Below are 22,111 nucleotides of genomic sequence, written 5' to 3' on the forward strand. Positions count from 1 at the left end.
TGGCGCAATACCACCAGATATGGTTGTTAGATTCTTGCGCTCGTCGCCGGATGCGAGTCAGGAACGAGTCAGAATCCGGCGACTCAGAAATATCCAACGATATCAATGCGAAAAGCGCCGTCGCGTGCTTGACGCCTAGGAACAGCGGCCATATAAGCGCGCCACCTCGTCGGAGGGGCTGGTGGTTGGCGTAAGCCAAAACGCAGCCTGACGCCGAGGACCGCTACAAGTCAGGCCATTAGGCCACAAAGCCACTTTTCGCGCGGGGCTGCGCTTTAGCCGCTATGCCCGCGCAATTGCTTTGTGTCTTTGCGTCGATGTTGGGCGGACCCGAGACGGCGTTAAGGAAACCGGAAATCAATGCCGACTATTAACCAGTTGATCCGCAAGCAGCGCCAGGGCCTGAAGGCCCACAATAAGGTGCCGGCACTCGAAGCCTGCCCGCAGAAGCGTGGCGTTTGCACCCGCGTCTACACGACCACCCCGAAGAAGCCGAACTCGGCGCTTCGCAAGGTCGCCAAGGTGCGCCTCACCAACGCCTATGAAGTGGTGAGCTACATCCCGGGCGAGGGTCACAATCTCCAGGAGCATTCGGTGGTCATGATCCGCGGTGGTCGCGTGAAGGATCTTCCGGGCGTTCGCTATCACATCATTCGCGGCACCCTCGATACGCAGGGTGTCAAGGACCGCCGCCAACGCCGTTCGAAGTACGGCGCGAAGCGTCCCAAGTAAGGCGCGGAGAAGAACATGTCTCGTCGTCGCGCAGCCGAAAAGCGTGAAGTTCTGCCGGACGCCAAGTTCGGCGATATCGTTCTCAGCAAGTTCATGAACACGCTGATGGAGCGTGGCAAGAAGTCGGTCGCCGAGCACATCGTTTACGGTGCGCTCGATGAGGTCGAATCCAAGCTCAAGCAGGATCCGGTGCCGGCCTTCCATGAGGCGCTCGAGAACGTGAAGCCGGCCGTCGAAGTGCGCTCGCGCCGCGTCGGTGGTGCTACGTACCAGGTTCCCGTCGAGGTCCGTCCGGAGCGCCGTCAGGCCCTGGCGATCCGCTGGATCATCCAGGCCGCGCGCGACCGCTCGGGCCACAGCATGACCGAGAAGCTCTCCGCCGAGCTGCTCGACGCCTTCAATCGTCGCGGCAACGCGGTGAAGAAGCGCGAGGATACCCACAAGATGGCCGACGCCAACAAGGCGTTCGCTCACTACCGCTGGTAAGCGAACTCCAGGCCTTTTCCTAGAAAGCCCCTCTCCATGGCTCGCACGACCCCCATCGCGCACTACCGCAATATCGGCATCATGGCGCACATCGATGCCGGCAAGACCACGACGACCGAGCGCATCCTGTACTACACCGGCAAGTCGCATAAGATCGGCGAAGTCCACGACGGCGCCGCGACGATGGACTGGATGGAGCAGGAGCAGGAGCGCGGCATCACGATCACGTCCGCCGCGACGACCTGCTTCTGGACGGTCGAGTCCGGCCCGAACGCCGGCATCAACTACCGCGTCAACATCATCGACACGCCGGGCCACGTCGACTTTACGATCGAAGTCGAGCGTTCGCTGCGCGTGCTCGACGGTGCCGTTTGCGTGTTCGACTCGGTGGCCGGCGTCGAGCCGCAGTCCGAGACGGTTTGGCGCCAGGCCGACAAGTACGGCGTGCCGCGCATCTGCTTCGTCAACAAGATGGACCGCACGGGCGCGAACTTCTATCGCACCGTCGACATGATCGTCGATCGCCTGGGCGCCAAGCCGCTGGTGACGCAGCTGCCGATCGGCTCCGAGGGCGAGTACAAGGGCTTGGTCGACCTGGTCGCCAACAAGGCGATCATCTGGCTGGAAGAGACGCTCGGCGCGAAGTTCGAAGTCGTCGAGATCCCGGCCGACATGAAGGAAAAGGCCGCGGAATACCGCGCCAAGCTGCTCGATATGGCCGTCGAGCAGGACGACGAGGCCATGCAGAAGTTCCTCGACGGCGAGGAGCCCGACTACGACACGCTGATCAAGTGCATCCGCAAGGGCACGATCAACTACGCGTTCGTGCCGATCCTGTGCGGCTCGGCCTTCAAGAACAAGGGCGTGCAGCCCATGCTCGATGCCGTGGTGAACTATCTGCCGGCGCCGACCGACGTCGAGGACGTCAAGGGCGTGAAGATGGGCACCGACGAGCCGATCACGCTGCCGTCGAGCGACGATGCGCCGATGTCCGCGCTCGCCTTCAAGATCATGACCGATCCCTTCGTGGGCTCGCTCACCTTCGCCCGCGTCTACTCGGGCGTGCTCCAGTCGGCGACCGGCGTGCTGAACAGCACCAAGGACCGCAAGGAGCGCATCGGCCGCATGCTGCTCATGCATGCCAACGACCGTGAAGACGTGAAGGAAGCCCGCGCCGGCGACATCATCGCCCTGGCCGGCCTCAAGAGCGTCACGACCGGCGACACGCTGTGCGATCCCGAGCACGCCGTGATCCTCGAGCGCATGGACTTTCCGGATCCCGTCATCGAGCTCGCCATCGAGCCGAAGTCGAAGGCCGACCAGGAGAAGCTCGGTCAGGCGCTGGGTCGCCTGGTCCAGGAAGACCCGACGTTCCGCGTTTCGACCGACCAGGAAACCGGTCAGACCGTCATCAAGGGGATGGGCGAGCTCCATCTCGAGATCAAGGTCGACATCCTGCGCCGTACCTACAAGGTCGATGCCAATGTCGGCGCCCCGCAGGTCGCCTACCGCGAGACGCTGGGCCGCAAGGCCGAGATCGACTACACCCACAAGAAGCAGTCCGGCGGTTCGGGGCAGTTCGCCCGCGTGAAGCTGACCTTCGAACCGGGCGAGCCCGGTTCGGGCTACTCGTTCGAGAACAAGATCGTTGGCGGTTCGATTCCCAAGGAATTCATCCCGGGTGTCGAAAAGGGCCTCGAAGCGTCACGCGAGACCGGCGTTCTCGCCGGCTTCCCGGTGATCGACTTCAAGGTCACGCTGACCGACGGCAACTACCATGACGTCGACTCCAGCGTTCTTGCCTTCGAAATCGCCGCCCGGGCGGCGTTCAAGGAGGGTCTGGCGAAGGCGCAGTGCAAGCTGCTCGAGCCGATCATGAAGGTCGAGGTGGTGACGCCGGACGACTACATGGGCGACTGCATCGGCGACTTGAACAGCCGCCGCGGCCAGATCCAGGGCATGAGTGCCCGTGGCAACGCGCAGGTCATCGACGCCATGGTGCCGCTGGCCAACATGTTCGGCTACGTGAACACGCTGCGTTCCATGACGCAGGGGCGCGCGGCCTACAGCATGACATTCGACCACTATGCTCCCGTGCCGCAGGCCGAGGCCGACAAGGTCGTCGCCAAGCTGGCTGGCTAACAAACGATTGAAGTAAGGAAGACGAACATGTCGAAGGCAAAGTTTGAGCGGAACAAGCCGCACTGCAACATCGGAACGATCGGTCACGTCGATCATGGCAAGACGTCTTTGACGGCTGCGATCACGAAGATCCTGGCGAAGACGGGTGGCGCGACGTTCACGGCCTACGACCAGATCGACAAGGCCCCCGAGGAGCGCGAGCGCGGCATCACGATCTCGACGGCGCATGTCGAGTACGAGACGCAGAACCGCCACTACGCGCACGTGGACTGCCCGGGCCATGCCGACTACGTGAAGAACATGATCACGGGTGCGGCGCAGATGGACGGCGCGATCCTGGTGGTTTCGGCGGCCGACGGCCCGATGCCGCAGACGCGCGAGCACATCCTGCTGGCGCGCCAGGTGGGCGTCCCGGCGCTGGTGGTGTTCATGAACAAGTGCGACATGGTCGACGATCCGGAGCTTCTGGACCTGGTCGAGCTTGAAGTGCGCGAGCTGCTGAAGAGCTACCAGTTCCCGGGCGACGACCTGCCGGTGGTGCGTGGCTCGGCGCTGATGGCGCTGGAGGACAAGAACCCCGAGCTGGGCGAGCAGGCGGTTCTGAAGCTGATGGAAGAGGTCGACAAGTACATTCCGCAGCCTGCGCGCGACAAGGATAAGCCGTTCCTGATGCCGATCGAGGACGTGTTCTCGATCTCGGGCCGCGGCACGGTGGTGACGGGTCGCGTCGAGCGCGGCATCGTGAAGGTCGGCGAGGAAGTCGAGATCGTGGGCCTGAAGGCCACGACGAAGACGACGGTTACCGGCGTCGAGATGTTCCGCAAGCTGCTGGACTCGGGCGAGGCGGGCGACAATATCGGCGCGCTGCTGCGCGGCGTGGGCCGTGAGGACGTGGAGCGCGGCCAGGTTCTGTCGAAGCCGGGCGCGATCACGCCGCACACGAACTTCGAGGCGGAAGCGTACATCCTGACGAAGGAAGAGGGCGGCCGTCACACGCCGTTCTTCACGAACTACCGTCCGCAGTTCTACTTCCGGACGACGGACGTCACGGGCGTGGTGACGCTGCCGGAAGGCACGGAGATGGTGATGCCGGGCGACAACGCGCGGCTGGTGGTCGAGCTGATCCAGCCGATCGCCATGGACGAGGGCCTGCGCTTCGCCATCCGCGAGGGTGGACGCACCGTCGGCGCCGGCGTCGTCACCAAAGTCGTAAAGTAAAAACGTAACCGACGCGACAAGGCGAACATCATGGCCATGGACAACACAAACATCCGGATCCGGCTGAAGGCCTTCGATCATCGCGTGCTCGATTCGTCGACCAGCGAGATCGTCAGCACGGCCAAGCGGACGGGCGCGCAGGTGCGCGGGCCCATTCCGCTGCCGACCGGAATCGAGAAGTTCACGGTCAACCGCTCGCCGCACATCGACAAGAAGTCGCGCGAGCAGTTCGAGATCCGTACGCACAAGCGCGTGCTCGATATCGTCGACCCGACGCCGCAGACCGTGGACGCGCTGATGAAGCTCGACCTCGCCTCCGGCGTGGACGTCGAAATCAAGCTCGGCGCCTAGAGCGGACCAGGAAAGAAGGAAGAAGACCATGCGTTGCGGTCTCGTCACCCAGAAGGTCGGCATGACCCGCGTCTTCAACGACGCCGGGGAGCATGTGCCCGTCACCGTTCTGAAGGTGGATCAGCTGCAGGTTGTTGCTGTCCGCTCGGAAGAGAAGGACAAGTACGTTGCCGTGCAGCTCGGCTACGGCAAGGCCAAGGTTAAGAACGTGACCCAGCCGATGCGCGGTCACTTCGCCAAGGCCAAGGTCGAGCCGAAGAAGAAGCTCGTCGAGTTCCGGGTCGCCAAGGACGCGGTCCTCGAGGTCGGCGCCGAGCTGGTGCCCAGCCATTTCGTGCCGGGCCAGTTCGTCGACGTCGTCGGCACCACGATCGGCCGTGGCTTCACCGGCTCGATGGTCCGCTGGAACTTCCACGGCCTCGAGGCCAGCCACGGCGTGTCGGTCTCGCACCGTTCGCATGGTTCGACCGGTAACCGCCAGGATCCCGGCCGTACCTTCCCGGGCAAGAAGATGGCCGGCCACTACGGCAACGAGCGGGTGACCACCCAGAACCTGAAGGTCGTCGCCGTCGATGACGAAAAGGGTCTGCTGCTGGTTTCCGGCGCGGTTCCGGGCCCGGCCAATGGCTACATCATCGTCAAGGACGCCTCCAAGCGCGCCCGTCACAAGGATGCTCCGTACCCGGCCGGCCTGCGCAAGGCTGCTGCCGAGGCGGCGGCTCCGGCGGCTGAAGCCGCTCCGCAGGCTTAAGGATCAGATCATGAAGATCGCGGTCAAGACCATTGAAGGCGGCAGCGCCGGTGAGATCGATCTCGCCGACGCGGTGTTCGCCGTCCCCGTCCGCAAGGACATCCTGCAGCGTTGCGTCGTGTGGCAGCTCTCGCACCGGCAGCAGGGCACGCACAAGTCCAAGGGGCGCGCCGAGGTTACGGCGACGGCCAAGAAGATGTACGCCCAGAAGGGCACCGGCCGCGCCCGTCACGGTAACGAGGCGGCTCCGCAGTTTCGTGGCGGTGGCAAGGCGTTCGGTCCGGTCGTTCGCAGCCATGCCAGCGACCTGCCCAAGAAGGTTCGCAAGCTCGCGCTGCGTACCGCTCTGTCGGCCAAGGCCGCCGAAGGCAAGCTGATCGTGGTTGATGCCGCCGCTCTGGCAGAGCCGAAGACCGCCCAGCTCAAAGGCCACTTCGGCGCACTCGGTCTGACCAGCGCCCTGATCATCGGCGGAGCCGAGATCGACACGAACTTCGCCCGCGCGGCGGCCAACATCGCCCATGTCGATGTGCTGCCGCAGCAGGGAGCAAACGTTTACGACATCCTGCGCCGCGACACGCTGGTGCTCACCAAGGATGCCGTGAAGCATCTCGAGGAGCGTCTGCAATGAGCGCCAAGCGGTACATCCCCCAAACCGTCTCGCGCCTGCGCATGTACGAAGTCATTCGTGCACCGCTGATCACCGAGAAGACGACCAACGGTTCGGAGCACAGCCAGGTGACCTTCAAGGTCGCGGCCGATGCCACCAAGCCCGAGATCAAGCAGGCCATCGAAGGTCTGTTCAAGGTCAAGGTCAAGGCGGTCAACACCGTCACGGTCAAGGGCAAGAGCAAGGTATTCCGCGGCCGTCCCGGCGTGCGGAGCGACTGGAAGAAGGCGATCGTCTCGCTGGTCGAGGGTCACAAGATCGACGTGACCACGGGCCTGTAGGACGGGAGACAGAACAATGGCCTTGAAGACATTTAAGCCGATCACGCCGTCCCTGCGACAGCTGGTCATCGTCGACCGTACCGGCCTCTGGAAGGGCAAGCCGGTAAAGGAGCTGACGCGCGGCAAGTCGAACACCGGCGGCCGCAACAACCACGGCCACATCACCAGCCATCACATGGGCGGTGGTCACAAGCGTCGCCTGCGCATCATCGACTTCAAGCGTCGCAAGTTCGACGTCGCGGCGACGGTGGAGCGTCTGGAGTACGACCCGAACCGTACCGCGTTCATCGCGCTGGTGAAGTACGCCGACGGCGAGCTGGCCTACATCCTGGCGCCGCAGCGCCTGAAGGCGGGCGACGAGATCGTCTCGGGCGAGCGCGTCGACATCAAGCCGGGCAACGCCATGCCGCTCGCCAATATGCCGGTCGGCACGATCGTGCATAACGTCGAGCTGAAGAAGGGCCGCGGCGGCCAGCTGGCGCGCTCTGCCGGCAACTACGCCCAGCTCGTCGGCAAGGACGCGGGCTATGCCCAGATCAAGTTGAGTTCGGGAGAACTGCGGCTGGTGCCGGGCGAGTGCCTGGCGACCGTGGGCGCGGTGTCGAACCCCGACAACCAGAACATCGTCATCGGTAAGGCCGGACGCCAGCGTTGGCTCGGCCGTCGCCCGACGGTTCGCGGCGTGGTCATGAACCCGGTCGATCATCCGCACGGCGGCGGCGAAGGCCGCACCTCGGGTGGCCGTCATCCGGTGACGCCGTGGGGCAAGCCGACCAAGGGCAAGAAGACCCGCAAGAACAAGGCGACGGACAAGATGATCATCCGCCGCCGGCATGCGACGCGCTAGGAGATAGACAGTGGCACGCTCCGTTTGGAAGGGCCCCTTCGTTGAAGGCAGCCTGATCAAGAAGGCCGAGAAGTCGCGCGGGAACATCCGCAGCGAAGTGATCAAGACATGGTCGCGTCGCTCGACGATCCTGCCGCAGTTCGTCGGTCTGACGTTCGGCGTCTACAATGGCAAGAAGTTCATCCCGGTGAACGTCACCGAGGAAATGGTCGGTCACAAGCTCGGCGAATTCTCGCCGACCCGCACCTTCACCGGCCATGCCGGTGACAAGAAAGTGTCGAAGGATTAACGCGCGATGAGCAAGCCATCCGCTCCCCGCCGTGAGGCGGACAATGAAGCCAAGGCTGTCCTGCGCGCCGTGCGCATCAGCCCGCGCAAGCTCGACCTCGTGGCCGCCACGATCCGTGGCAAGAAGGCCGCGACTGCGGTCAACGAGCTCACCTTCTCCAAGAAGCGGATTGCCCGCGACGTGAAGAAGGCCCTGAATTCGGCCATTGCCAACGCCGAGAACAACCACAACCTCGATGTCGACCGTCTGGTCGTCGCCGAGGCGTCGGTCGGCAAGGGCTTGGTCATGAAGCGGTTCCAGACGCGCGGCCGCGGCCGCGCGGCCGGTATCGTCAAGCCGTTCGCTCATCTCACCATCGTGGTGCGTGAGCGCGCCGAGGCGGAGGACAAGTAATGGGTCAGAAGGTCAATCCGATCGGCCTGCGGCTCGGGATCAACCGTACCTGGGACTCGCGCTGGTACGCCGAAGGCGCCGAATACTCGAAGATGCTCCATGAGGACATCCATATCCGCAAGGTGCTGCGCGAGCGGCTGGCCCAGGCCGGCGTCGCGAAGATCATCATCGAGCGGCCGGCCAAGCGCGCCCGCGTGACGATCCACACCGCCCGTCCGGGCGTGGTGATCGGCAAGAAGGGCGCCGACATCGAGAAGCTGCGCGGCGATCTCGCCAAGATGACGAAGGGCGAAGTGGCCCTGAACATCGTCGAGATCCGCAAGCCGGAGATCGATGCCACGCTGATCGCCGAGAACATCGCCCAGCAGCTCGAGCGTCGCGTCGCCTTCCGTCGCGCCATGAAGCGCGCCGTGCAGTCGGCGATGCGCCTGGGCGCCCTCGGCATCCGGATCAACTGCTCGGGACGTCTGGGCGGTTCTGAAATCGCCCGCATGGAATGGTACCGCGAAGGTCGCGTGCCGCTGCACACGCTGCGCGCCGACGTCGACTATGGCACCGCCACCGCGTTCACCACCTTCGGCACCTGCGGTGTGAAGGTCTGGGTGTTCAAGGGCGAGATCATGGCGCACGACCCGATGGCGCACGACAAGCGCGCCGAGGAAGCCGCGCCGCAACGTACGCCGGCGCGCGTCGAGCGCACCGAGCAGAGGGACGCGTAATCCATCATGCTGCAACCCAAGCGCACCAAGTACCGCAAGGCCTTCAAGGGTCGTATCAGCGGCGCTGCCAAGGGCGGCTTCAACCTCGACTTCGGCTCCTATGGGCTGAAGGCGATGGAGCCGGATCGTCTGACGGCGCGCCAGATCGAGGCGGCCCGCCGCGCCATCACGCGTCACATGAAGCGTGCCGGCCGTGTCTGGATCCGCGTGTTCCCGGATGTCCCGGTGTCGAAGAAGCCTGCCGAAGTCCGCATGGGCTCCGGCAAGGGCGCGCCCGAATTCTGGGCGGCGCGCGTGAAGCCGGGCCGCATCCTGTTCGAGCTCGAGGGAGTTTCGGGCACGATCGCCAAGGAAGCGCTGGCGCTCGGCGCGGCCAAGCTGCCGATCAAGACCCGCTTCGTTTCGCGCGTCGGCGCCGAAGGCTGAGGGAGAACGACATGAAGGCCATCGATCTGCGCCCCAAGACCAAGGACGAGCTGAAGAACGAGCTCGGAAACCTTCGTAAGGAAGCGTTCAACCTGCGTTTCCAGAAGGCTGGAGGCCAGCTGCAGAAGACTGCCCGCGCGCGCCAGGTGCGCCGCGACATCGCCCGCATCAAGACGGTGCTGGGCGAAAAGGCCGCCGGTTAAGGAGCACGAAATGCCGAAGCGTATCCTGGAAGGCGTCGTCGTCAGCGACAAGATGGACAAGACCATCGTCGTGAAGGTCGAACGCCGCATTCAGCATCCGATCTACAAGAAGTTCATTCGCAAGTCGAAGAAGTATCACGCGCACGACGAGGCCAATGCCTACAAGGGCAAGATCGGCGAAATCGTGCGCATCCGCGAATGCCGTCCGCTGTCCAAGACCAAGAGCTGGGAAGTTCTTGTCGAAGGCGCGAAGGCTTAGGCGGATCGGAGCACAGACATGATTCAGATGCGAACCAACCTCGAGGTCGCCGACAATTCCGGTGCCCGTCGAGTCCAGTGCATCAAGGTGCTGGGCGGCTCTCGCCGCAAGTATGCCAGCGTGGGCGACGTGATCGTGGTGTCGATCAAGGAAGCGATCCCGCGCGGCAAGGTCAAGAAGGGCGAGGTGCATCGCGCCGTCGTCGTGCGCACTTCCTTCGCGCTGCGCCGCCAGGACGGCAGCGCGATCCGTTTCGACCGCAACGCCGCCGTGCTCATCAGCAAGCAGGACGAGCCGATCGGCACCCGTATCTTCGGACCGGTGACGCGCGAGCTGCGCGCCAAGAAGTTCATGAAGATCATCTCGCTTGCGCCTGAGGTGCTCTAGCCATGGCAATCAAACTCAAGATCAAGAAGGGCGACCGGGTGAAAGTCATCACCGGTGGCAGCAAGGGTAAGGTAGGCGACGTCCTGCGCGTTCTCCCCAAGGAGAACCGCGTGATCGTCTCCGGCGTGAACATGATCAAGCGCCACACCAAGCCGAGCCGCGCGGAAGCCGGCGGAATCATCGAACGCGAGGCCACGATCCACGTCTCCAACGTGGCCCTGCTGGATCCCAAATCGGATAAGCCGACGAAAGTCGGCTTCCGGTTCCTTGAAGACGGCCGCAAGGTGCGCATCGCGCGTGCCTCCGGCGAGACCATCGACCGCTAGGAGAACGGGCCATGCCCGCGCGTCTGCAAGAACACTACATCAAGACCGTGCGTGAGGCGCTCACGAAGGAGTTCTCTTATCAGAACGCCTTCCAGGTGCCGAAGCTCGACAAGATCGTCATCAACATGGGCGTCGGCGAGGCGGTCAACGACCGCAAGGCCGTCGATGGCGCCGTGGCCGACCTCACGGCGATCACCGGGCAGAAACCTGTGATCACCCGGTCGCGCAAGTCGATCGCGACCTTCAAGCTGCGCGAGGGCATGGCGATCGGCGCAAAGGTCACGCTGCGCCGCGACCGCATGTACGAGTTCATCGATCGCCTGATCACGATCGCCCTGCCGCGTGTTCGCGATTTCCGCGGGCTGAACGGCAAGTCGTTCGACGGCAATGGCAACTACGCCATGGGCCTGAAGGAGCAGATCGTGTTCCCCGAGATCGACTACGACAAGGTCGACCAGGTGCGCGGTATGGACATCATCATCTGCACGACTGCGAAGACGGACGCGGAAGCCAGGTCGCTTCTCCGCGCTTTCGACTTCCCGTTCGTGAACTGAGGCCGGAGAAACACATGGCCAAGACGAGTTCGGTCGAGAAGAACAACCGACGCGCTAAGATGGCGAAGCAATTCGCCGGCAAGCGCGCCAGGCTGAAGGCAATGGCGGTCGACGACAAGTTGACGCCGGAAGAGCGTTTCGGGGCCCGCCTCAAGCTGGCGGAACTGCCGCGCAATTCCTCGCCGACGCGGGTGCGCAACCGGTGCGAACTCACGGGCCGTCCGCGGGCCGTGTACCGCAAGTTCAAGCTGTCGCGCATTGCGCTGCGTCAGCTCGCGTCGCTGGGCGCTCTGCCCGGCGTCGTGAAGTCGAGCTGGTAAACGGGGACCGTAGACCATGGCGATGACAGATCCCGTCGGCGATTTGCTGACCCGCATCCGCAACGGCCAGTCGGCGCGCCTCGAGAGCGTGACGGCTCCGGCTTCGCGGCTCCGCTCGAGCGTGCTCGACGTGCTCCAGCGCGAGGGCTATATCCGCGGCTGGTTCGAGGAAGAGCTTCGGCCGGGCGTTCGCGAACTCCGTATCGAGCTGAAGTACGACAACGGCCGTCCGGTCATCAAGGAGATTAAGCGCGTCTCCACGCCGGGACGCCGCGTCTACTCCAAGATCCGCGAGTTGCCGCGCCACTTCAACGGGCTGGGCATCTCGATCCTGTCCACGCCGCGCGGTGTCATGTCGGACGCCGAGGCGCGTGCCGCCAATGTCGGCGGCGAAGTCATCTGCAAGGTGTTCTGAGCATGTCGCGCGTCGGCAAAAATCCGGTCGTCATTCCGGCCGGTGTCACCATCGAGCTCAAGGGCCAGCATCTCAAGGCCAAGGGCAAGCGGGGCGAGCTCCAGCTCGTCGTCCATGACGACGTTTCCGTCGCCAAGGAAGGCGAAGGGCTGGTCTTCAAGCCGCGTAACGACAGCCGCCGCGCCCGCATGCAGTGGGGCACGGCGCGCAACCTGGCGAGCAACGTCGTTCGCGGCGTTTCCGACGGGTTCACCATCAACCTCGAGATCAACGGCGTGGGCTATCGCGCCGCGGCCGACGCCAAGATGCTGAAAATGCAGCTCGGCTTCAGCCATGATGTCGAAATTCCCATTCCGGCTGGTATCCAGATCAAGGCGCTCAAGCCTACCGAGATCGAGATATCGGGTTCGGATCGTCAGCGTGTGGGCCAGATTGCGGCCGAGATCCGCAGCCTGCGTCCGCCCGAGCCCTACAAGGGCAAGGGCATCAAGTACTCGACTGAGACGATCCGGCGCAAGGAAGGCAAGAAGAAGTAGAGGCGAGAGAATCATGTCCGACCGCAATGCTCTTTTCGCCCGTCGCCAGCGGCGCACGCGCTACGCGCTGCGCCAGGCCAGCAACGGCCGCCCGCGCCTCAGCGTCTTCCGCTCGGGCAAGCACATCTACGCCCAGGTCATCGACGACCGGAAGGGCGTCACCCTGGCCGCTGCCTCGACGCTCGACAAGGACGTCCGGGGCTCGCTCAAGACCGGCGCCGACAAGGGCGCAGCTGCCGAAGTCGGCAAGCTGATTGCCGCTCGCGCCGTCGCGGCCGGAGTCAAGGAAGTCGTCTTTGACCGCGGTGGCTACACGTATCACGGCCGCATCGCTGCGCTGGCCAATGCCGCCCGTGAGGGCGGCCTGTCGTTCTGATCGGGAGTTAGAATATGGCTCGTTCACCCGGTGGTTCCGGCCGTTCCCCGCGCGATCGCGATCGGCCCCGTGACCGCGACGAGGACAATGAACTGACCGACAAGCTGGTCACGATCAATCGCGTCGCGAAGGTCGTGAAGGGTGGTCGTCGCTTCGCTTTCGCCGCCATCGTCGTAGTCGGCGACCAGCGTGGCCGCGTCGGTCACGGTGCGGGCAAGGCCCGCGAGGTTCCGGAAGCGATCCGCAAGGCGACGGAAGCCGCCAAGCGCGGTCTGATCCGGGTGCCGCTGCGCGACGGACGCACGCTGCATCACGACGTCAAGGGCCGCTTCGGCGCCGGCAAGGTGACGCTGCGTGCGGCTCCGGCCGGAACCGGCATCATTGCCGGCGGCCCGATGCGCGCCATCTTCGAGACCCTGGGTATCAAGGACATCGTCGCCAAGTCGGTCGGCACGTCCAACCCGCACAACATGATCAAGGCGACCTTCAAGGCGCTCGACCAGCTCAACTCGCCGCGCATGGTTGCGACCCGTCGCGGCAAGAAGGTCGGCGATCTGCTGGGCCGTCGCGACGAGACCACCGCCGAAGCGGCGGCTTAAGGAACCGGACTATGGCCCAGGGCAAGACCATCAAGATCACCCAGACCGGCAGCCACATCGGCCGCACGGAAGACCAGCGCGGAACGCTGATCGGCCTGGGCTTGAACAAGCGCCACCGTACCCGCGAGCTCGTGGATACGCCCGAAGTGCGCGGCATGATCAACAAGGTGCGCCATCTCGTGCGCGTCGAAGAGGAAACGCGCTAGCCCCCGGGGCTGTGGCGCGGAGGTAGAAGACCATGAGACTGAACCAGATCTCCGACAATCCGGGCGCCCGCAAGGGACGCATGCGCGTCGGCCGCGGTATCGGCTCCGGCAAGGGCAAGACCGCAGGTCGTGGCGTCAAGGGCCAGAAGTCGCGTACCGGCGTGGCCATCAAGGGCTTCGAGGGCGGCCAGATGCCGCTCTACCGGCGCATCCCCAAGCGCGGTTTCCGTCCGCCGCACCAGAAGACCTGGCAGGTGATCAACCTGGGCACGCTGCAGAAGGCGATCGACGACAAGAAGCTCGACGCCGGCAAGCTGATCGACGCCGAGGCGATGATCGCCGCTGGCCTGATCAAGAATGCCGCGGACGGCGTCCGTCTTCTTGGCAAGGGCGAACTGACGACCAAGATCGACGTGAAGGTTGCGGGCGCTTCGGCGTCGGCGATTGCCGCGGTCGAGAAGGTCGGTGGTAAGGTCGAACTGCCGCCCAAGCCCGTCGCCGACGCGGCCTGAACCGGACGACGTCAACGGGGGCGTCGTTTCCCCCTTGTGTCGTTCACGCGTGAGGTTCCATGGCATCCGCCGCCGAGCAACTTGCATCTAACCTGAACTGGGGTTCGATCGGTAGGGCGACCGAGCTGAAGAAGCGACTGTGGTTCACCGTGGCCGCGCTCGTCGTCTTCCGCATCGGCGCCTATATCCCGGTCCCCGGCGTGGATCCGGCCGCCCTGGCCGAGATTTTCAAGCAGAATGCCGGCGGTATCGCGGGGCTTCTCGACGTGTTCTCGGGCGGCTCGATCGGCCGCATGTCCGTGCTCGCGCTGAGCATCATGCCGTATATCTCGGCCTCCATCATCATGCAGATCCTGACGACGGTCGTGCCGTCGCTGGAGGCGCTGAAGAAGGAGGGCGAGGCCGGCCGCAAGAAGATCAACCAGTACACGCGCTACGGCACGGTCGTCCTTGCGACTTTCCAGGCCTACGGAATCGCCGTCGGCCTCGAGAGTCAGGTCGCCGCCGCGGGGCCCGTCGTGATCGATCCCGGCGTCTTCTTCCGCTTCGTCACGATCGTGACCCTGGTCGGCGGGACGCTGTTCCTCATGTGGCTGGGCGAGCAGATTACCGCTCGGGGTGTCGGCAACGGCGTCTCGCTGATCATCTTCGCCGGCATCGTCGCGGCTCTGCCGGATGCTCTGATCCAGACCCTGGAACTGGGCCGCACCGGCGCCCTGTCGGCACTGTTCATCATCGCGCTGATCATCGGCATCGTGCTGGTCGTGGCGGTGGTCGTCTTCGTCGAGACCGCGCAGAGACGAATCGTCGTCCAGTATCCCAAGCGCCAGGTCGGCAACCGCATGTATGGCGGCGAGGCCTCTCACCTGCCGCTGAAGATCAATACGGCCGGCGTCATTCCGCCGATCTTCGCGTCGTCGCTGCTGCTGTTTCCCGCCACGATCGCGTCGTTCCAGGGGACGGGCGAGCCCGGCTGGATCCAGTGGTTCTCGACCCATCTCGGCCATGGTCAGCCGGCGTACCTGATCGCCTATATCGGCCTGATCGTATTCTTCTGCTTCTTCTACACGACCGTTGTGTTCAATCCGGTCGACACAGCCGACAATCTGAAGAAAAACGGCGGTTTCATTCCAGGCATCCGCCCGGGCAAGAACACGGCCGAATATCTTGAGTACATCCTGAACCGGCTCACGGTCATCGGAGCGGTCTACCTCTCGGCCGTCTGTATCCTGCCGGAACTGTTGATCGCCCGCGGCGGTGTGCCGTTCTACTTCGGCGGTACCAGCCTGCTGATCGTGGTGTCCGTCACACTCGACACGGTGACCCAGGTGCAGGCGCATCTGCTTGCCCACCAATATGAGGGCCTCATCAAGAAGGCCCGGCTGCGGGGCAAGGGCCGATGAACATCATTCTTCTCGGACCGCCGGGGGCCGGAAAGGGCACCCAGGCCCAGCGGCTGCAGCAGGAGCGGGGGCTGATCCAGCTTTCGACCGGCGACATGCTGCGGGCGGCCGTCGCCTCGGGGAGCGAGCTCGGGCAGAAGGCCAAGGGCATCATGGAGCGGGGCGAACTGGTCCCCGACGAGCTGATGGTGGGCCTGATCCGCGACCGCATCGCCCAGCCGGACTGCGCCAAGGGCTTCATCCTGGACGGTTTCCCGCGGACCGAGGCCCAGGCCAAGGCGCTGGACAAGATGCTGGCCGAATCGGGCAAGGAGCTCGACCGGGTGATCGAAATGGAAGTCGACGAGAAGGCGCTGACCGAGCGCATCGTCGGCCGCTTTTCCTGCGCCAAGTGCGGGGCGGGCTACCACGACAAGTTCAAGCGGCCGAAGGTCGACGGGGTCTGCGACGTCTGCGGGTCGACGGAGTTCACTCGCCGCAAGGACGACAATGCAGAGACTATGAAGACTCGCATGGCTGCCTACAGGGCTCAGACCGAGCCCTTGTTGCCCTACTACAGCGCCCGCGGGGTGCTTCGGAAGGTCGACGGGATGGCCGCGATGGACGAGGTTTACCGCCAGATCGCAGGAGTTCTGGCGGGGACTTGACAAGGGTGAGTTCCATTGACTCGGGGGTGCGGATACATATAATCGCGCGCTTTTCCGGGGCCAGCGGAACATGTGACGGGCGCGCGCGAGCGCGCCATAAGTCTTTGAAGGAGTTGGGACTTTGGCTCGTATAGCCGGTGTGAACATTCCGACCGCCAAGCGTGTGGTGATCGGGCTTCAGTACATCCATGGGATCGGTGCGGCGAAAGCCAAGGAGATCTGTGGAAAAGTTGGGATCGACGAGTCGCGCCGCGTGAATACGCTGAGCGACGACGAGGTCATCCGCATCCGCGAAACCATCGATCGTGACTACACGGTCGAGGGTGATCTGCGGCGCGAAGTGGCGATGAACATCAAGCGATTGATGGATCTCGCCTGCTATCGCGGCCTGCGTCATCGTCGCGGCCTGCCGGTCCACGGCCAGCGCACCCATACCAATGCGCGTACCCGCAAGGGCCCGGCCAAGCCGATCGCCGGCAAGAAAAAAGTGACGAAGTAAGAAGGGATCACGGACATGGCCAAAGCTGCAGCCGCCACCGGCGCCGCGCGTCCCCGTCGCAAGGAACGCAAGAACATCATCGCCGGCGTCGCGCACGTGAACGCCTCGTTCAACAACACCATCGTCACGATCACCGATGCCCAGGGTAACGCGATTGCCTGGTCGTCGTCGGGCCAGCAGGGTTTCAAGGGATCTCGCAAGTCGACTCCGTTCGCCGCGCAGATGGCCGCCGAAGGCGCCGGCCGCAAGGCGATGGAACACGGCATGCGCACGATCGAGATCCTGGTGCGCGGTCCGGGGTCGGGTCGTGAGTCGGCTCTTCGGGCGCTGCAGGCGGTGGGTCTGGCCGTGACGTCGATCCGCGACGTGACGCCGATCCCGCACAATGGCTGCCGGCCGCCGAAGCGTCGCCGCGTCTGATTTCGAGTGGAGGCGGCGCCGTCGGCGTCGCCCGCTCATGAGGAATGTATGGCGAGTCCCGAGGGGCTCGCTTGAACCGGTCTAGAGGGGTAGCCCACGTGCTTCAGAAGAACTGGCAGGACCTGATCAAGCCGGAGAAGCTTGTCACCGAAGCCGGCGTCGATCCGGGTCGCACTGCGACCATCGTCGCCGAGCCGCTCGAGCGCGGTTTCGGTCTCACTCTCGGCAATGCGTTGCGGCGCGTCCTGTTGTCGTCTCTCCAGGGCGCGGCCGTCACGTCGATCAAGATCGACAACGTGCTGCACGAATTCTCGTCGATTCCCGGCGTCCGTGAGGATGTGGTGGACATCGTCCTGAACATCAAGGCGATGGCCGTGAAGATGCAGGGCGATCGCCCGCAGCGTCTTTATCTGCGTGCCGTCGGTCCCGGAGAGGTTACCGCCGGCATGATCGAACTGCCCGGCGACGTCCAGATCATGGACCCCAAGCACCTGATCTGTACGCTCGACGACGGCGCCTCGATCTCGATGGAGCTCATGGTCGCCACCGGCAAGGGCTACATCCCGGCCTCCGCGAACCGTCCTGAAGACGCTCCGATCGGCCTCATCCCGATCGACTCGGTGTTCAGCCCGGTCAAGCGCGTTTCCTACAAGATCGAGAACAGCCGCGTCGGCCAGGTTACCGACTATGACCGCCTGTCGATGACTGTCGAGACCAACGGCACGACGATGCCGGCCGATGCCGTGGCGCTCGCCGCCCGCATCCTGCAGGACCAGCTCCAGCTCTTCATCAACTTCGAGGAGCCGCGCGAGGTCCGCAGGGAAGAGCAGCAGGACGACTTCCCGTTCAACCGCAACCTGCTGCGCAAGGTCGACGAACTGGAACTGTCGGTCCGTTCGGCCAACTGCCTGAAGAACGACAACATCATCTATATCGGCGATCTGGTTCAGAAGACCGAGGCGGAGATGCTGCGCACCCCGAACTTCGGCCGCAAGTCGCTGAACGAGATCAAGGAAGTGCTGGCTGGCATGGGCCTCCACCTGGGAATGGAAATCCCGGGTTGGCCGCCGGACAACATTGAGGAAATGGCCAAGCGGCTGGAAGAGCCGTACTAGGCCGGTAGAAGGAAAGAAGTCATGCGTCACAATAATCGCGGCCGGAAGTTCCACCGCACGGCGGAGCATCGCAAGGCGATGTTCATGAATCTCGCCGGTGCCCTCATCAAGCACGAGCAGATCACGACCACGCTTCACAAGGCGAAGGACCTGCGTCCGATCGTTGAGAAGCTGGTCACCCTCGGCAAGCGCGGCGGCCTGCACGCCCGTCGCCAGGCGATCGGCTTTCTGCGCGATCCCTACGTGGCCGACAAGCTCTTCACGACGCTCGGACCGCGCTACTCCAAGCGTAACGGCGGCTACCTCCGCGTGCTGAAGGCAGGCTACCGCTTCGGCGACGCCGCTGAGATGGCCGTGATCGAGTTCGTCGAGCGCGACACCTCGGCCAAGGGCCAGGACAGCGGTCCGTCGGCCGACCAGGCGACGCAGCAGGAAGCGGCGTAAAGCCTCTTTCTTTGCACCGAATTGAAAACGCCCGGTCGAAAGCCCGGGCGTTTTTGTTTGCTCGAGTGGCCCGCCCCCAGCGAAAGGCTAAGCTCGGGCATGAGCTTCATCTTCAGGAACGCCCAGCTATCGGAAGGCGCCGACGCCGACCGCGTTCTGCGCGCCGCGTTCACGCCCTATCTCGCCAAGCTCGGCCGCGAGATCCCGGCCGATTACTACAAGTGGCTGCCGGCCTCGATCGAGCGCGGCGACGTGTTTGTGGCGGAGAAGGACGGGCAGATCGTCGGGGTCGCTGCCACCGAGCGGCGGGAGGCGGAACTCTTCCTCGACCGGCTGGCCGTCCACCCGGCGCAGCAGGGCACGGGCCTCGGACGCTGGCTGCTTCAGCAGCTCGACGAAGTCGCGCTTTCACGCGGCGACCGCGCCATCTCGCTGGTCACGGCCGAGATGATGTATCATCTCATCAGGCTCTATGGCAGCCACGGCTTCGCTATCGTCCGTCGCGCTCTGCCCGACCACGGCAAGGACGCGCATATGCGCGTCCACATGGTGAAGCCGCTGTAACAGCCCGCAACGATCAGTAACGCGCGGCAACGATTTGTGCTTTCTCTGCCGCGCGCATTTGGTCGAGGCTGCGCCGGTGCAAGCGGCTGTTATCCTGTTCGCTGTCTTCGCGGCCACCATAGCCAATGCGGCGGTGTTCGCGACGCTCGGCCTGTTCGGCCGCGAGGTCGGCCTTGGTGAATTCGAGGTCGGCGTGATCTTCGCGTCCTCCGGCTTGCTGTTCGTCGTGACAGCTTCGTCCTGGGGGCGGCTGTCGGACCGCTTCGGCCGGACGCGCGTCATTGTCCTGGGGCTGGTCGCGACGACGCTCTCGCTCGCACTATTCGCCGGCTTCTACCTGGCGCGCTGGCCGTACGTCTTCCTCGGGCTGCTGGCCGCGCGCATCGTCTATGGCCTGTTCGCGGGCGGCATCCAGCCGACGGCGATTGCCTGGATAGTCGATGCAACACCACGCGGAAGACGAGGTATCGGCATTGCTTCCGTGGGCGCGGCTGCGAGCCTTGGCAGTGTGCTGGGCCCCGCCTTGACGGCGATGCTGGTGGGACTAGGCCTCGCCTGGCCGGTAATCGCCGGGGGCGTGGTGGCCGCGCTGGCCGCCCTCGCGATCACCGGCGTTGCCGAGCCACCCCGGCCTGCCGCGATGGCGCAGGCCAGCAACGCGCCGGTCGACGGCCTTGCCGGCTGTGCGCTGCTGAGCTTCGTTATGGTCCTGGGCTTCGGCGCGCTGCAGCCGACGACTGCCTTCTACGTCCAGGATCGCTTCGGCGCCGAGACTGTCGCGGCGATCCGCATCGCGGGCTTCGCGGGTGCTTCCTTCGCCACGGGAGCGTTCCTGATGCAGTCCGTCGGTGTGCGAGTGCTGGCGCTGGCGGCACGTGACCTGATGCTGCTGGGCTTCGTCATCTGCGTGGCCGGTGTTGCGGGCGCGTTGATGGCGGAAGGCGCAGTGATGCTGATCGCGACCTTCGCCATCCTCGGCGTTGGCTATGGCCTGGCGCAGGCGGGCCTCATGACCGAGGCCGCCCGGCTGGGCGGCGAGCGCCGCCAGGGGCTGGTCGCCGGCCGCCTGCAGGCGGCAATGGCCGCCGGCTGGATCACGGGTGCCCTGGGCGGCACGGCCCTCTACGGGCTGTCGATGCGCGCGCCGCTGCTGATCGCGAGCGGCGCGCTGGCGTTTTGCGCGATCAGAACTGCTCTTCCGCCAGTGCGAACACCGTCCGCCCCGCCGCCTTGAGCGGGCCGAGCTGGGCCAAGGCCGGGGGCAGGATCACCTCGATGTAGAAGCGCGCCGTGACCAGTTTGGCCTCGAGGAAGGCGGGATCGCCGTCGCGCTGGCCGAGCCGCGTCTGGGCCACCAGGGCGCTGCGCGCCAGCAGCCAGCCGCCCAACGCCGTGCCGGCCAGGCGCAGGAAAGGCACGGAGCCCGCCAGCGCGCTCACCAGCTCGGCCTTGACCGACTGGGCGACCCACCGGGTCGCATCCTCCAGGGCATCGGCTGCGGCTTCGAGGCCGGTGCGGATGGCCTCGATATCGTCGCCGGGGGCGGCCTTCATCTCCTCGGCCGTGGCCCGCATTTCCGCAACCAGCGCCAGCATCGTCTCGCCGCCATCCTTGGCGATCTTGCGGCCCACCAGGTCGCGTGCCTGGATGCCGTTCGTGCCTTCGTAGATCGGCAGGATGCGGGCATCGCGGAGATGCTGGGCAGCACCCATCTCCTCGATGAAGCCCATGCCGCCGTGGATCTGCACGCCGGTGGAGGCAATCTCGTTGCCGAGGTCGGTGAACCAGGCCTTCACGATCGGGATCAGCAGGTCGACCCGGTCCTGGATCTTGCGGCCCGCCGCCTTGTCGGGCTGCTTCAGCGCGCCATCGATGCCGGCAGCCGTATAGTAGCCCAGCGCCCGCATCGCCTCGATCTGGGCGCGCATGCTCATCAGCATGCGGCGGACGTCGGCATGGTGGACGATCGACACGGAAGCGGGGGCGGCGCTGCCGTCGTCCTTCGACTGGACGCGGGTGCGCGCGAAGGCCGCCGCCTGCTGGTAGGCGCGCTCGGCGATGGCCAGGCCCTGGATGCCCACAGACAGGCGGGCGTTGTTCATCATGGTGAACATGTAGGAGAGGCCGCGGCCCTCCTCGCCGACGAGATAACCGACCGCGCCGCCATCGTCGCCGAACGACATCACGCAGGTCGGGCTGGCATGGATGCCGAGCTTGTGCTCCAGCGACACGCAGCGCAGGTCGTTGCGCTTGCCCAGGCCGCCGTCGGCGCCGACGAGGAACTTCGGGACGATGAACAGCGAGATGCCGCGCACGCCCGCCGGCGCGTCGGGCGTTCGGGCGAGCACGAGGTGGACGATGTTCTCGGCCATGTCGTGTTCGCCGTAGGTGATGAAGATCTTCTGGCCGCTCACCAGATAGTGGTCGCCGTTCTTCACCGCGCGGCTCTTCAGCTGGCCGAGATCGGAGCCCGCCTGCGGCTCCGTGAGGTTCATGGTGCCGGTCCATTCGCCGGAGATCATCTTGGGCAGATAGGCCGCTTTCTGCTGTTCCGACCCGTGATGGTGGATGGCGTCGATCGCGCCCTGGTTCAGCAGCAGCACCAGGCCGAAGCCCATGTTGGCGGCCTGCCACATCTCCTGCACGGCGGTCGCCAGCAGCCACGGCATGCCCTGGCCGCCGAACTCCGGATCGAAGGGCAGGGAATTCCAGCCGCCCTCGACGAATTCCTTGTAGATCGCGGCAAAGCCGGGCGCGGTACGCACCACGCCGTTCTCGAGCTTGGCGCCGACCTTGTCGCCCTCGCGATTGAGGGGCGCGAGGCCATTGCCGGCCAGCTTGGCGGCTTCCTCCAGCACGGCGTCGATCGTGTCGTCCGTCGCATGCTCGTAACCCGGCAGGGCGGCGACACCGGAAAGGCCGGCCACTTCGCGCAGCGCGAAACGCATGTCGGCCAGCGGGGCAGTGTAAGTCATGTAAAATCCTCCGTTCCGCAATATGGCGCGCTCGGTCGCTTTTGGC

Annotated in this window: 34 protein-coding genes; 33 read left to right on the forward strand and 1 reads right to left on the reverse strand. The window is 64.9% G+C overall.

Annotated elements, in window-relative coordinates:
- Positions 1 to 360 precede the first annotated feature (360 nt).
- From rpsL to ACP15H_RS04685, 33 genes are all read left to right on the forward strand, one after another.
- A complete protein-coding gene (rpsL, locus tag ACP15H_RS04525; RefSeq protein ID WP_425065023.1) occupies positions 361 to 732 on the forward strand; it encodes a 30S ribosomal protein S12 in 372 nt (123 codons plus the stop codon).
- 15 nt (positions 733 to 747) lie between these two features.
- Positions 748 to 1,218, forward strand: a complete 471-nt coding sequence (rpsG, locus tag ACP15H_RS04530; RefSeq protein WP_425065024.1) for a 30S ribosomal protein S7 — start codon at positions 748 to 750, stop codon at positions 1,216 to 1,218.
- 36 nt (positions 1,219 to 1,254) lie between these two features.
- On the forward strand, positions 1,255 to 3,360 hold the full coding sequence (gene fusA, locus ACP15H_RS04535) for an elongation factor G (protein ID WP_425065025.1): 2,106 nt from the start codon (positions 1,255 to 1,257) through the stop codon (positions 3,358 to 3,360).
- Between the two features lie 27 nt (positions 3,361 to 3,387).
- Positions 3,388 to 4,578, forward strand: coding sequence for an elongation factor Tu (gene tuf / locus ACP15H_RS04540; protein ID WP_425065014.1), 1,191 nt, complete (start codon positions 3,388 to 3,390; stop codon positions 4,576 to 4,578).
- A 36-nt stretch (positions 4,579 to 4,614) separates the two neighbouring features.
- On the forward strand, positions 4,615 to 4,929 hold the full coding sequence (rpsJ, locus tag ACP15H_RS04545) for a 30S ribosomal protein S10 (RefSeq protein WP_068198221.1): 315 nt from the start codon (positions 4,615 to 4,617) through the stop codon (positions 4,927 to 4,929).
- 28 nt (positions 4,930 to 4,957) lie between these two features.
- The gene (rplC, locus tag ACP15H_RS04550) at positions 4,958 to 5,680 is read left to right on the forward strand and encodes a 50S ribosomal protein L3 (protein WP_425065026.1); all 723 of its coding nucleotides are present in this window, start codon (positions 4,958 to 4,960) and stop codon (positions 5,678 to 5,680) included.
- A gap of 10 nt (positions 5,681 to 5,690) precedes the next feature.
- A complete protein-coding gene (rplD, locus tag ACP15H_RS04555) occupies positions 5,691 to 6,311 on the forward strand; it encodes a 50S ribosomal protein L4 (RefSeq protein ID WP_425065027.1) in 621 nt (206 codons plus the stop codon).
- On the forward strand, positions 6,308 to 6,631 hold the full coding sequence (locus ACP15H_RS04560) for a 50S ribosomal protein L23 (RefSeq protein WP_298313459.1): 324 nt from the start codon (positions 6,308 to 6,310) through the stop codon (positions 6,629 to 6,631). Before rplD ends, ACP15H_RS04560 begins: the two co-directional genes overlap by 4 nt.
- A 16-nt stretch (positions 6,632 to 6,647) precedes the next feature.
- Entirely contained in the window at positions 6,648 to 7,478 is an 831-nt protein-coding gene (gene rplB, locus ACP15H_RS04565; protein ID WP_425065028.1) for a 50S ribosomal protein L2, read from the forward strand.
- Between the two features lie 10 nt (positions 7,479 to 7,488).
- A complete protein-coding gene (gene rpsS / locus ACP15H_RS04570) occupies positions 7,489 to 7,767 on the forward strand; it encodes a 30S ribosomal protein S19 (protein ID WP_304847675.1) in 279 nt (92 codons plus the stop codon).
- Between the two features lie 6 nt (positions 7,768 to 7,773).
- Positions 7,774 to 8,160 carry a 50S ribosomal protein L22 gene (gene rplV, locus ACP15H_RS04575; RefSeq protein WP_020695011.1) on the forward strand — a complete coding sequence of 129 codons (387 nt, stop codon included), beginning with the start codon at positions 7,774 to 7,776 and terminating at the stop codon, positions 8,158 to 8,160.
- Positions 8,160 to 8,879: a 30S ribosomal protein S3 gene (gene rpsC, locus ACP15H_RS04580; protein WP_425065029.1), complete on the forward strand. Its 720-nt coding sequence runs from the start codon at positions 8,160 to 8,162 to the stop codon at positions 8,877 to 8,879. The genes rplV and rpsC overlap by 1 nt, the downstream gene beginning before the upstream one ends.
- A gap of 6 nt (positions 8,880 to 8,885) precedes the next feature.
- Positions 8,886 to 9,305 carry a 50S ribosomal protein L16 gene (gene rplP, locus ACP15H_RS04585; RefSeq protein WP_230552238.1) on the forward strand — a complete coding sequence of 140 codons (420 nt, stop codon included), beginning with the start codon at positions 8,886 to 8,888 and terminating at the stop codon, positions 9,303 to 9,305.
- An 11-nt stretch (positions 9,306 to 9,316) separates the two neighbouring features.
- Positions 9,317 to 9,508, forward strand: coding sequence for a 50S ribosomal protein L29 (gene rpmC / locus ACP15H_RS04590; protein WP_298313449.1), 192 nt, complete (start codon positions 9,317 to 9,319; stop codon positions 9,506 to 9,508).
- A gap of 10 nt (positions 9,509 to 9,518) precedes the next feature.
- Positions 9,519 to 9,767, forward strand: coding sequence for a 30S ribosomal protein S17 (rpsQ, locus tag ACP15H_RS04595; RefSeq protein ID WP_298313447.1), 249 nt, complete (start codon positions 9,519 to 9,521; stop codon positions 9,765 to 9,767).
- Positions 9,768 to 9,785: 18 nt separating this feature from the next.
- Entirely contained in the window at positions 9,786 to 10,154 is a 369-nt protein-coding gene (gene rplN / locus ACP15H_RS04600; RefSeq protein WP_298313445.1) for a 50S ribosomal protein L14, read from the forward strand.
- A 2-nt stretch (positions 10,155 to 10,156) separates the two neighbouring features.
- The gene (gene rplX / locus ACP15H_RS04605) at positions 10,157 to 10,480 is read left to right on the forward strand and encodes a 50S ribosomal protein L24 (protein WP_425065030.1); all 324 of its coding nucleotides are present in this window, start codon (positions 10,157 to 10,159) and stop codon (positions 10,478 to 10,480) included.
- A gap of 11 nt (positions 10,481 to 10,491) precedes the next feature.
- Positions 10,492 to 11,034 (forward strand): 50S ribosomal protein L5, encoded by a 543-nt coding sequence (gene rplE, locus ACP15H_RS04610; protein ID WP_425065031.1) that lies wholly within the window; start codon positions 10,492 to 10,494, stop codon positions 11,032 to 11,034.
- A 14-nt stretch (positions 11,035 to 11,048) separates the two neighbouring features.
- The gene (rpsN, locus tag ACP15H_RS04615; protein ID WP_425065032.1) at positions 11,049 to 11,354 is read left to right on the forward strand and encodes a 30S ribosomal protein S14; all 306 of its coding nucleotides are present in this window, start codon (positions 11,049 to 11,051) and stop codon (positions 11,352 to 11,354) included.
- Positions 11,355 to 11,370: 16 nt separating this feature from the next.
- Positions 11,371 to 11,769 carry a 30S ribosomal protein S8 gene (rpsH, locus tag ACP15H_RS04620; protein ID WP_304847713.1) on the forward strand — a complete coding sequence of 133 codons (399 nt, stop codon included), beginning with the start codon at positions 11,371 to 11,373 and terminating at the stop codon, positions 11,767 to 11,769.
- Between the two features lie 2 nt (positions 11,770 to 11,771).
- Positions 11,772 to 12,305: a 50S ribosomal protein L6 gene (gene rplF, locus ACP15H_RS04625; protein ID WP_425065033.1), complete on the forward strand. Its 534-nt coding sequence runs from the start codon at positions 11,772 to 11,774 to the stop codon at positions 12,303 to 12,305.
- A gap of 13 nt (positions 12,306 to 12,318) precedes the next feature.
- Positions 12,319 to 12,681 carry a 50S ribosomal protein L18 gene (rplR, locus tag ACP15H_RS04630; protein WP_425065034.1) on the forward strand — a complete coding sequence of 121 codons (363 nt, stop codon included), beginning with the start codon at positions 12,319 to 12,321 and terminating at the stop codon, positions 12,679 to 12,681.
- 14 nt (positions 12,682 to 12,695) lie between these two features.
- The gene (gene rpsE / locus ACP15H_RS04635) at positions 12,696 to 13,280 is read left to right on the forward strand and encodes a 30S ribosomal protein S5 (protein ID WP_298313435.1); all 585 of its coding nucleotides are present in this window, start codon (positions 12,696 to 12,698) and stop codon (positions 13,278 to 13,280) included.
- Between the two features lie 11 nt (positions 13,281 to 13,291).
- Positions 13,292 to 13,486, forward strand: coding sequence for a 50S ribosomal protein L30 (gene rpmD, locus ACP15H_RS04640; RefSeq protein WP_425065035.1), 195 nt, complete (start codon positions 13,292 to 13,294; stop codon positions 13,484 to 13,486).
- Between the two features lie 32 nt (positions 13,487 to 13,518).
- Entirely contained in the window at positions 13,519 to 13,998 is a 480-nt protein-coding gene (gene rplO / locus ACP15H_RS04645) for a 50S ribosomal protein L15 (RefSeq protein WP_425065036.1), read from the forward strand.
- Between the two features lie 59 nt (positions 13,999 to 14,057).
- Positions 14,058 to 15,401: a preprotein translocase subunit SecY gene (secY, locus tag ACP15H_RS04650; protein ID WP_425065037.1), complete on the forward strand. Its 1,344-nt coding sequence runs from the start codon at positions 14,058 to 14,060 to the stop codon at positions 15,399 to 15,401.
- Positions 15,398 to 16,048, forward strand: a complete 651-nt coding sequence (locus ACP15H_RS04655) for an adenylate kinase (RefSeq protein ID WP_425065038.1) — start codon at positions 15,398 to 15,400, stop codon at positions 16,046 to 16,048. The genes secY and ACP15H_RS04655 overlap by 4 nt, the downstream gene beginning before the upstream one ends.
- 121 nt (positions 16,049 to 16,169) lie before the next feature.
- Entirely contained in the window at positions 16,170 to 16,547 is a 378-nt protein-coding gene (gene rpsM, locus ACP15H_RS04660; RefSeq protein WP_230552260.1) for a 30S ribosomal protein S13, read from the forward strand.
- 15 nt (positions 16,548 to 16,562) lie between these two features.
- The gene (gene rpsK, locus ACP15H_RS04665; RefSeq protein WP_216961746.1) at positions 16,563 to 16,967 is read left to right on the forward strand and encodes a 30S ribosomal protein S11; all 405 of its coding nucleotides are present in this window, start codon (positions 16,563 to 16,565) and stop codon (positions 16,965 to 16,967) included.
- A gap of 44 nt (positions 16,968 to 17,011) precedes the next feature.
- Complete coding sequence (locus ACP15H_RS04670) at positions 17,012 to 18,082, forward strand: DNA-directed RNA polymerase subunit alpha (protein ID WP_425065039.1); 1,071 nt, start codon at positions 17,012 to 17,014, stop codon at positions 18,080 to 18,082.
- A 21-nt stretch (positions 18,083 to 18,103) separates the two neighbouring features.
- Entirely contained in the window at positions 18,104 to 18,526 is a 423-nt protein-coding gene (rplQ, locus tag ACP15H_RS04675) for a 50S ribosomal protein L17 (protein ID WP_425065040.1), read from the forward strand.
- Between the two features lie 99 nt (positions 18,527 to 18,625).
- A complete protein-coding gene (locus ACP15H_RS04680; protein WP_425065041.1) occupies positions 18,626 to 19,090 on the forward strand; it encodes a GNAT family N-acetyltransferase in 465 nt (154 codons plus the stop codon).
- Between the two features lie 76 nt (positions 19,091 to 19,166).
- Positions 19,167 to 20,324, forward strand: coding sequence for an MFS transporter (locus ACP15H_RS04685; protein ID WP_425065042.1), 1,158 nt, complete (start codon positions 19,167 to 19,169; stop codon positions 20,322 to 20,324).
- Here the strand turns inward: ACP15H_RS04685 and ACP15H_RS04690 are convergent.
- Complete coding sequence (locus ACP15H_RS04690; protein WP_425065043.1) at positions 20,275 to 22,065, reverse strand: acyl-CoA dehydrogenase; 1,791 nt, start codon at positions 22,063 to 22,065, stop codon at positions 20,275 to 20,277. The two genes, ACP15H_RS04685 and ACP15H_RS04690, sit on opposite strands and share 50 nt — an antisense overlap.
- Positions 22,066 to 22,111: the final 46 nt, after the last annotated feature.

Source organism: Reyranella sp. (assembly GCF_965249915.1).
In the GTDB taxonomy this organism is placed as follows: Bacteria; Pseudomonadota; Alphaproteobacteria; order Reyranellales; family Reyranellaceae; genus Reyranella.

What these genes read in the sequence shown, in the direction of transcription:
- rpsL (WP_425065023.1), top strand. Translation starts at nt 361, where the DNA reads ATGCCGACTATTAACCAGTTGATCCGCAAGCAGCGCCAGGGCCTGAAG.
- rpsG (WP_425065024.1), top strand. Translation starts at nt 748, where the DNA reads ATGTCTCGTCGTCGCGCAGCCGAAAAGCGTGAAGTTCTGCCGGACGCC.
- fusA (WP_425065025.1), top strand. Translation starts at nt 1,255, where the DNA reads ATGGCTCGCACGACCCCCATCGCGCACTACCGCAATATCGGCATCATG.
- tuf (WP_425065014.1), top strand. Translation starts at nt 3,388, where the DNA reads ATGTCGAAGGCAAAGTTTGAGCGGAACAAGCCGCACTGCAACATCGGA.
- rpsJ (WP_068198221.1), top strand. Translation starts at nt 4,615, where the DNA reads ATGGACAACACAAACATCCGGATCCGGCTGAAGGCCTTCGATCATCGC.
- rplC (WP_425065026.1), top strand. Translation starts at nt 4,958, where the DNA reads ATGCGTTGCGGTCTCGTCACCCAGAAGGTCGGCATGACCCGCGTCTTC.
- rplD (WP_425065027.1), top strand. Translation starts at nt 5,691, where the DNA reads ATGAAGATCGCGGTCAAGACCATTGAAGGCGGCAGCGCCGGTGAGATC.
- ACP15H_RS04560 (WP_298313459.1), top strand. Translation starts at nt 6,308, where the DNA reads ATGAGCGCCAAGCGGTACATCCCCCAAACCGTCTCGCGCCTGCGCATG.
- rplB (WP_425065028.1), top strand. Translation starts at nt 6,648, where the DNA reads ATGGCCTTGAAGACATTTAAGCCGATCACGCCGTCCCTGCGACAGCTG.
- rplV (WP_020695011.1), top strand. Translation starts at nt 7,774, where the DNA reads ATGAGCAAGCCATCCGCTCCCCGCCGTGAGGCGGACAATGAAGCCAAG.
- rpsC (WP_425065029.1), top strand. Translation starts at nt 8,160, where the DNA reads ATGGGTCAGAAGGTCAATCCGATCGGCCTGCGGCTCGGGATCAACCGT.
- rplP (WP_230552238.1), top strand. Translation starts at nt 8,886, where the DNA reads ATGCTGCAACCCAAGCGCACCAAGTACCGCAAGGCCTTCAAGGGTCGT.
- rpmC (WP_298313449.1), top strand. Translation starts at nt 9,317, where the DNA reads ATGAAGGCCATCGATCTGCGCCCCAAGACCAAGGACGAGCTGAAGAAC.
- rpsQ (WP_298313447.1), top strand. Translation starts at nt 9,519, where the DNA reads ATGCCGAAGCGTATCCTGGAAGGCGTCGTCGTCAGCGACAAGATGGAC.
- rplN (WP_298313445.1), top strand. Translation starts at nt 9,786, where the DNA reads ATGATTCAGATGCGAACCAACCTCGAGGTCGCCGACAATTCCGGTGCC.
- rplX (WP_425065030.1), top strand. Translation starts at nt 10,157, where the DNA reads ATGGCAATCAAACTCAAGATCAAGAAGGGCGACCGGGTGAAAGTCATC.
- rplE (WP_425065031.1), top strand. Translation starts at nt 10,492, where the DNA reads ATGCCCGCGCGTCTGCAAGAACACTACATCAAGACCGTGCGTGAGGCG.
- rpsN (WP_425065032.1), top strand. Translation starts at nt 11,049, where the DNA reads ATGGCCAAGACGAGTTCGGTCGAGAAGAACAACCGACGCGCTAAGATG.
- rpsH (WP_304847713.1), top strand. Translation starts at nt 11,371, where the DNA reads ATGGCGATGACAGATCCCGTCGGCGATTTGCTGACCCGCATCCGCAAC.
- rplF (WP_425065033.1), top strand. Translation starts at nt 11,772, where the DNA reads ATGTCGCGCGTCGGCAAAAATCCGGTCGTCATTCCGGCCGGTGTCACC.
- rplR (WP_425065034.1), top strand. Translation starts at nt 12,319, where the DNA reads ATGTCCGACCGCAATGCTCTTTTCGCCCGTCGCCAGCGGCGCACGCGC.
- rpsE (WP_298313435.1), top strand. Translation starts at nt 12,696, where the DNA reads ATGGCTCGTTCACCCGGTGGTTCCGGCCGTTCCCCGCGCGATCGCGAT.
- rpmD (WP_425065035.1), top strand. Translation starts at nt 13,292, where the DNA reads ATGGCCCAGGGCAAGACCATCAAGATCACCCAGACCGGCAGCCACATC.
- rplO (WP_425065036.1), top strand. Translation starts at nt 13,519, where the DNA reads ATGAGACTGAACCAGATCTCCGACAATCCGGGCGCCCGCAAGGGACGC.
- secY (WP_425065037.1), top strand. Translation starts at nt 14,058, where the DNA reads ATGGCATCCGCCGCCGAGCAACTTGCATCTAACCTGAACTGGGGTTCG.
- ACP15H_RS04655 (WP_425065038.1), top strand. Translation starts at nt 15,398, where the DNA reads ATGAACATCATTCTTCTCGGACCGCCGGGGGCCGGAAAGGGCACCCAG.
- rpsK (WP_216961746.1), top strand. Translation starts at nt 16,563, where the DNA reads ATGGCCAAAGCTGCAGCCGCCACCGGCGCCGCGCGTCCCCGTCGCAAG.
- ACP15H_RS04670 (WP_425065039.1), top strand. Translation starts at nt 17,012, where the DNA reads ATGTATGGCGAGTCCCGAGGGGCTCGCTTGAACCGGTCTAGAGGGGTA.
- rplQ (WP_425065040.1), top strand. Translation starts at nt 18,104, where the DNA reads ATGCGTCACAATAATCGCGGCCGGAAGTTCCACCGCACGGCGGAGCAT.
- ACP15H_RS04680 (WP_425065041.1), top strand. Translation starts at nt 18,626, where the DNA reads ATGAGCTTCATCTTCAGGAACGCCCAGCTATCGGAAGGCGCCGACGCC.
- ACP15H_RS04690 (WP_425065043.1), bottom strand. Translation starts at nt 22,065, where the DNA reads ATGACTTACACTGCCCCGCTGGCCGACATGCGTTTCGCGCTGCGCGAA.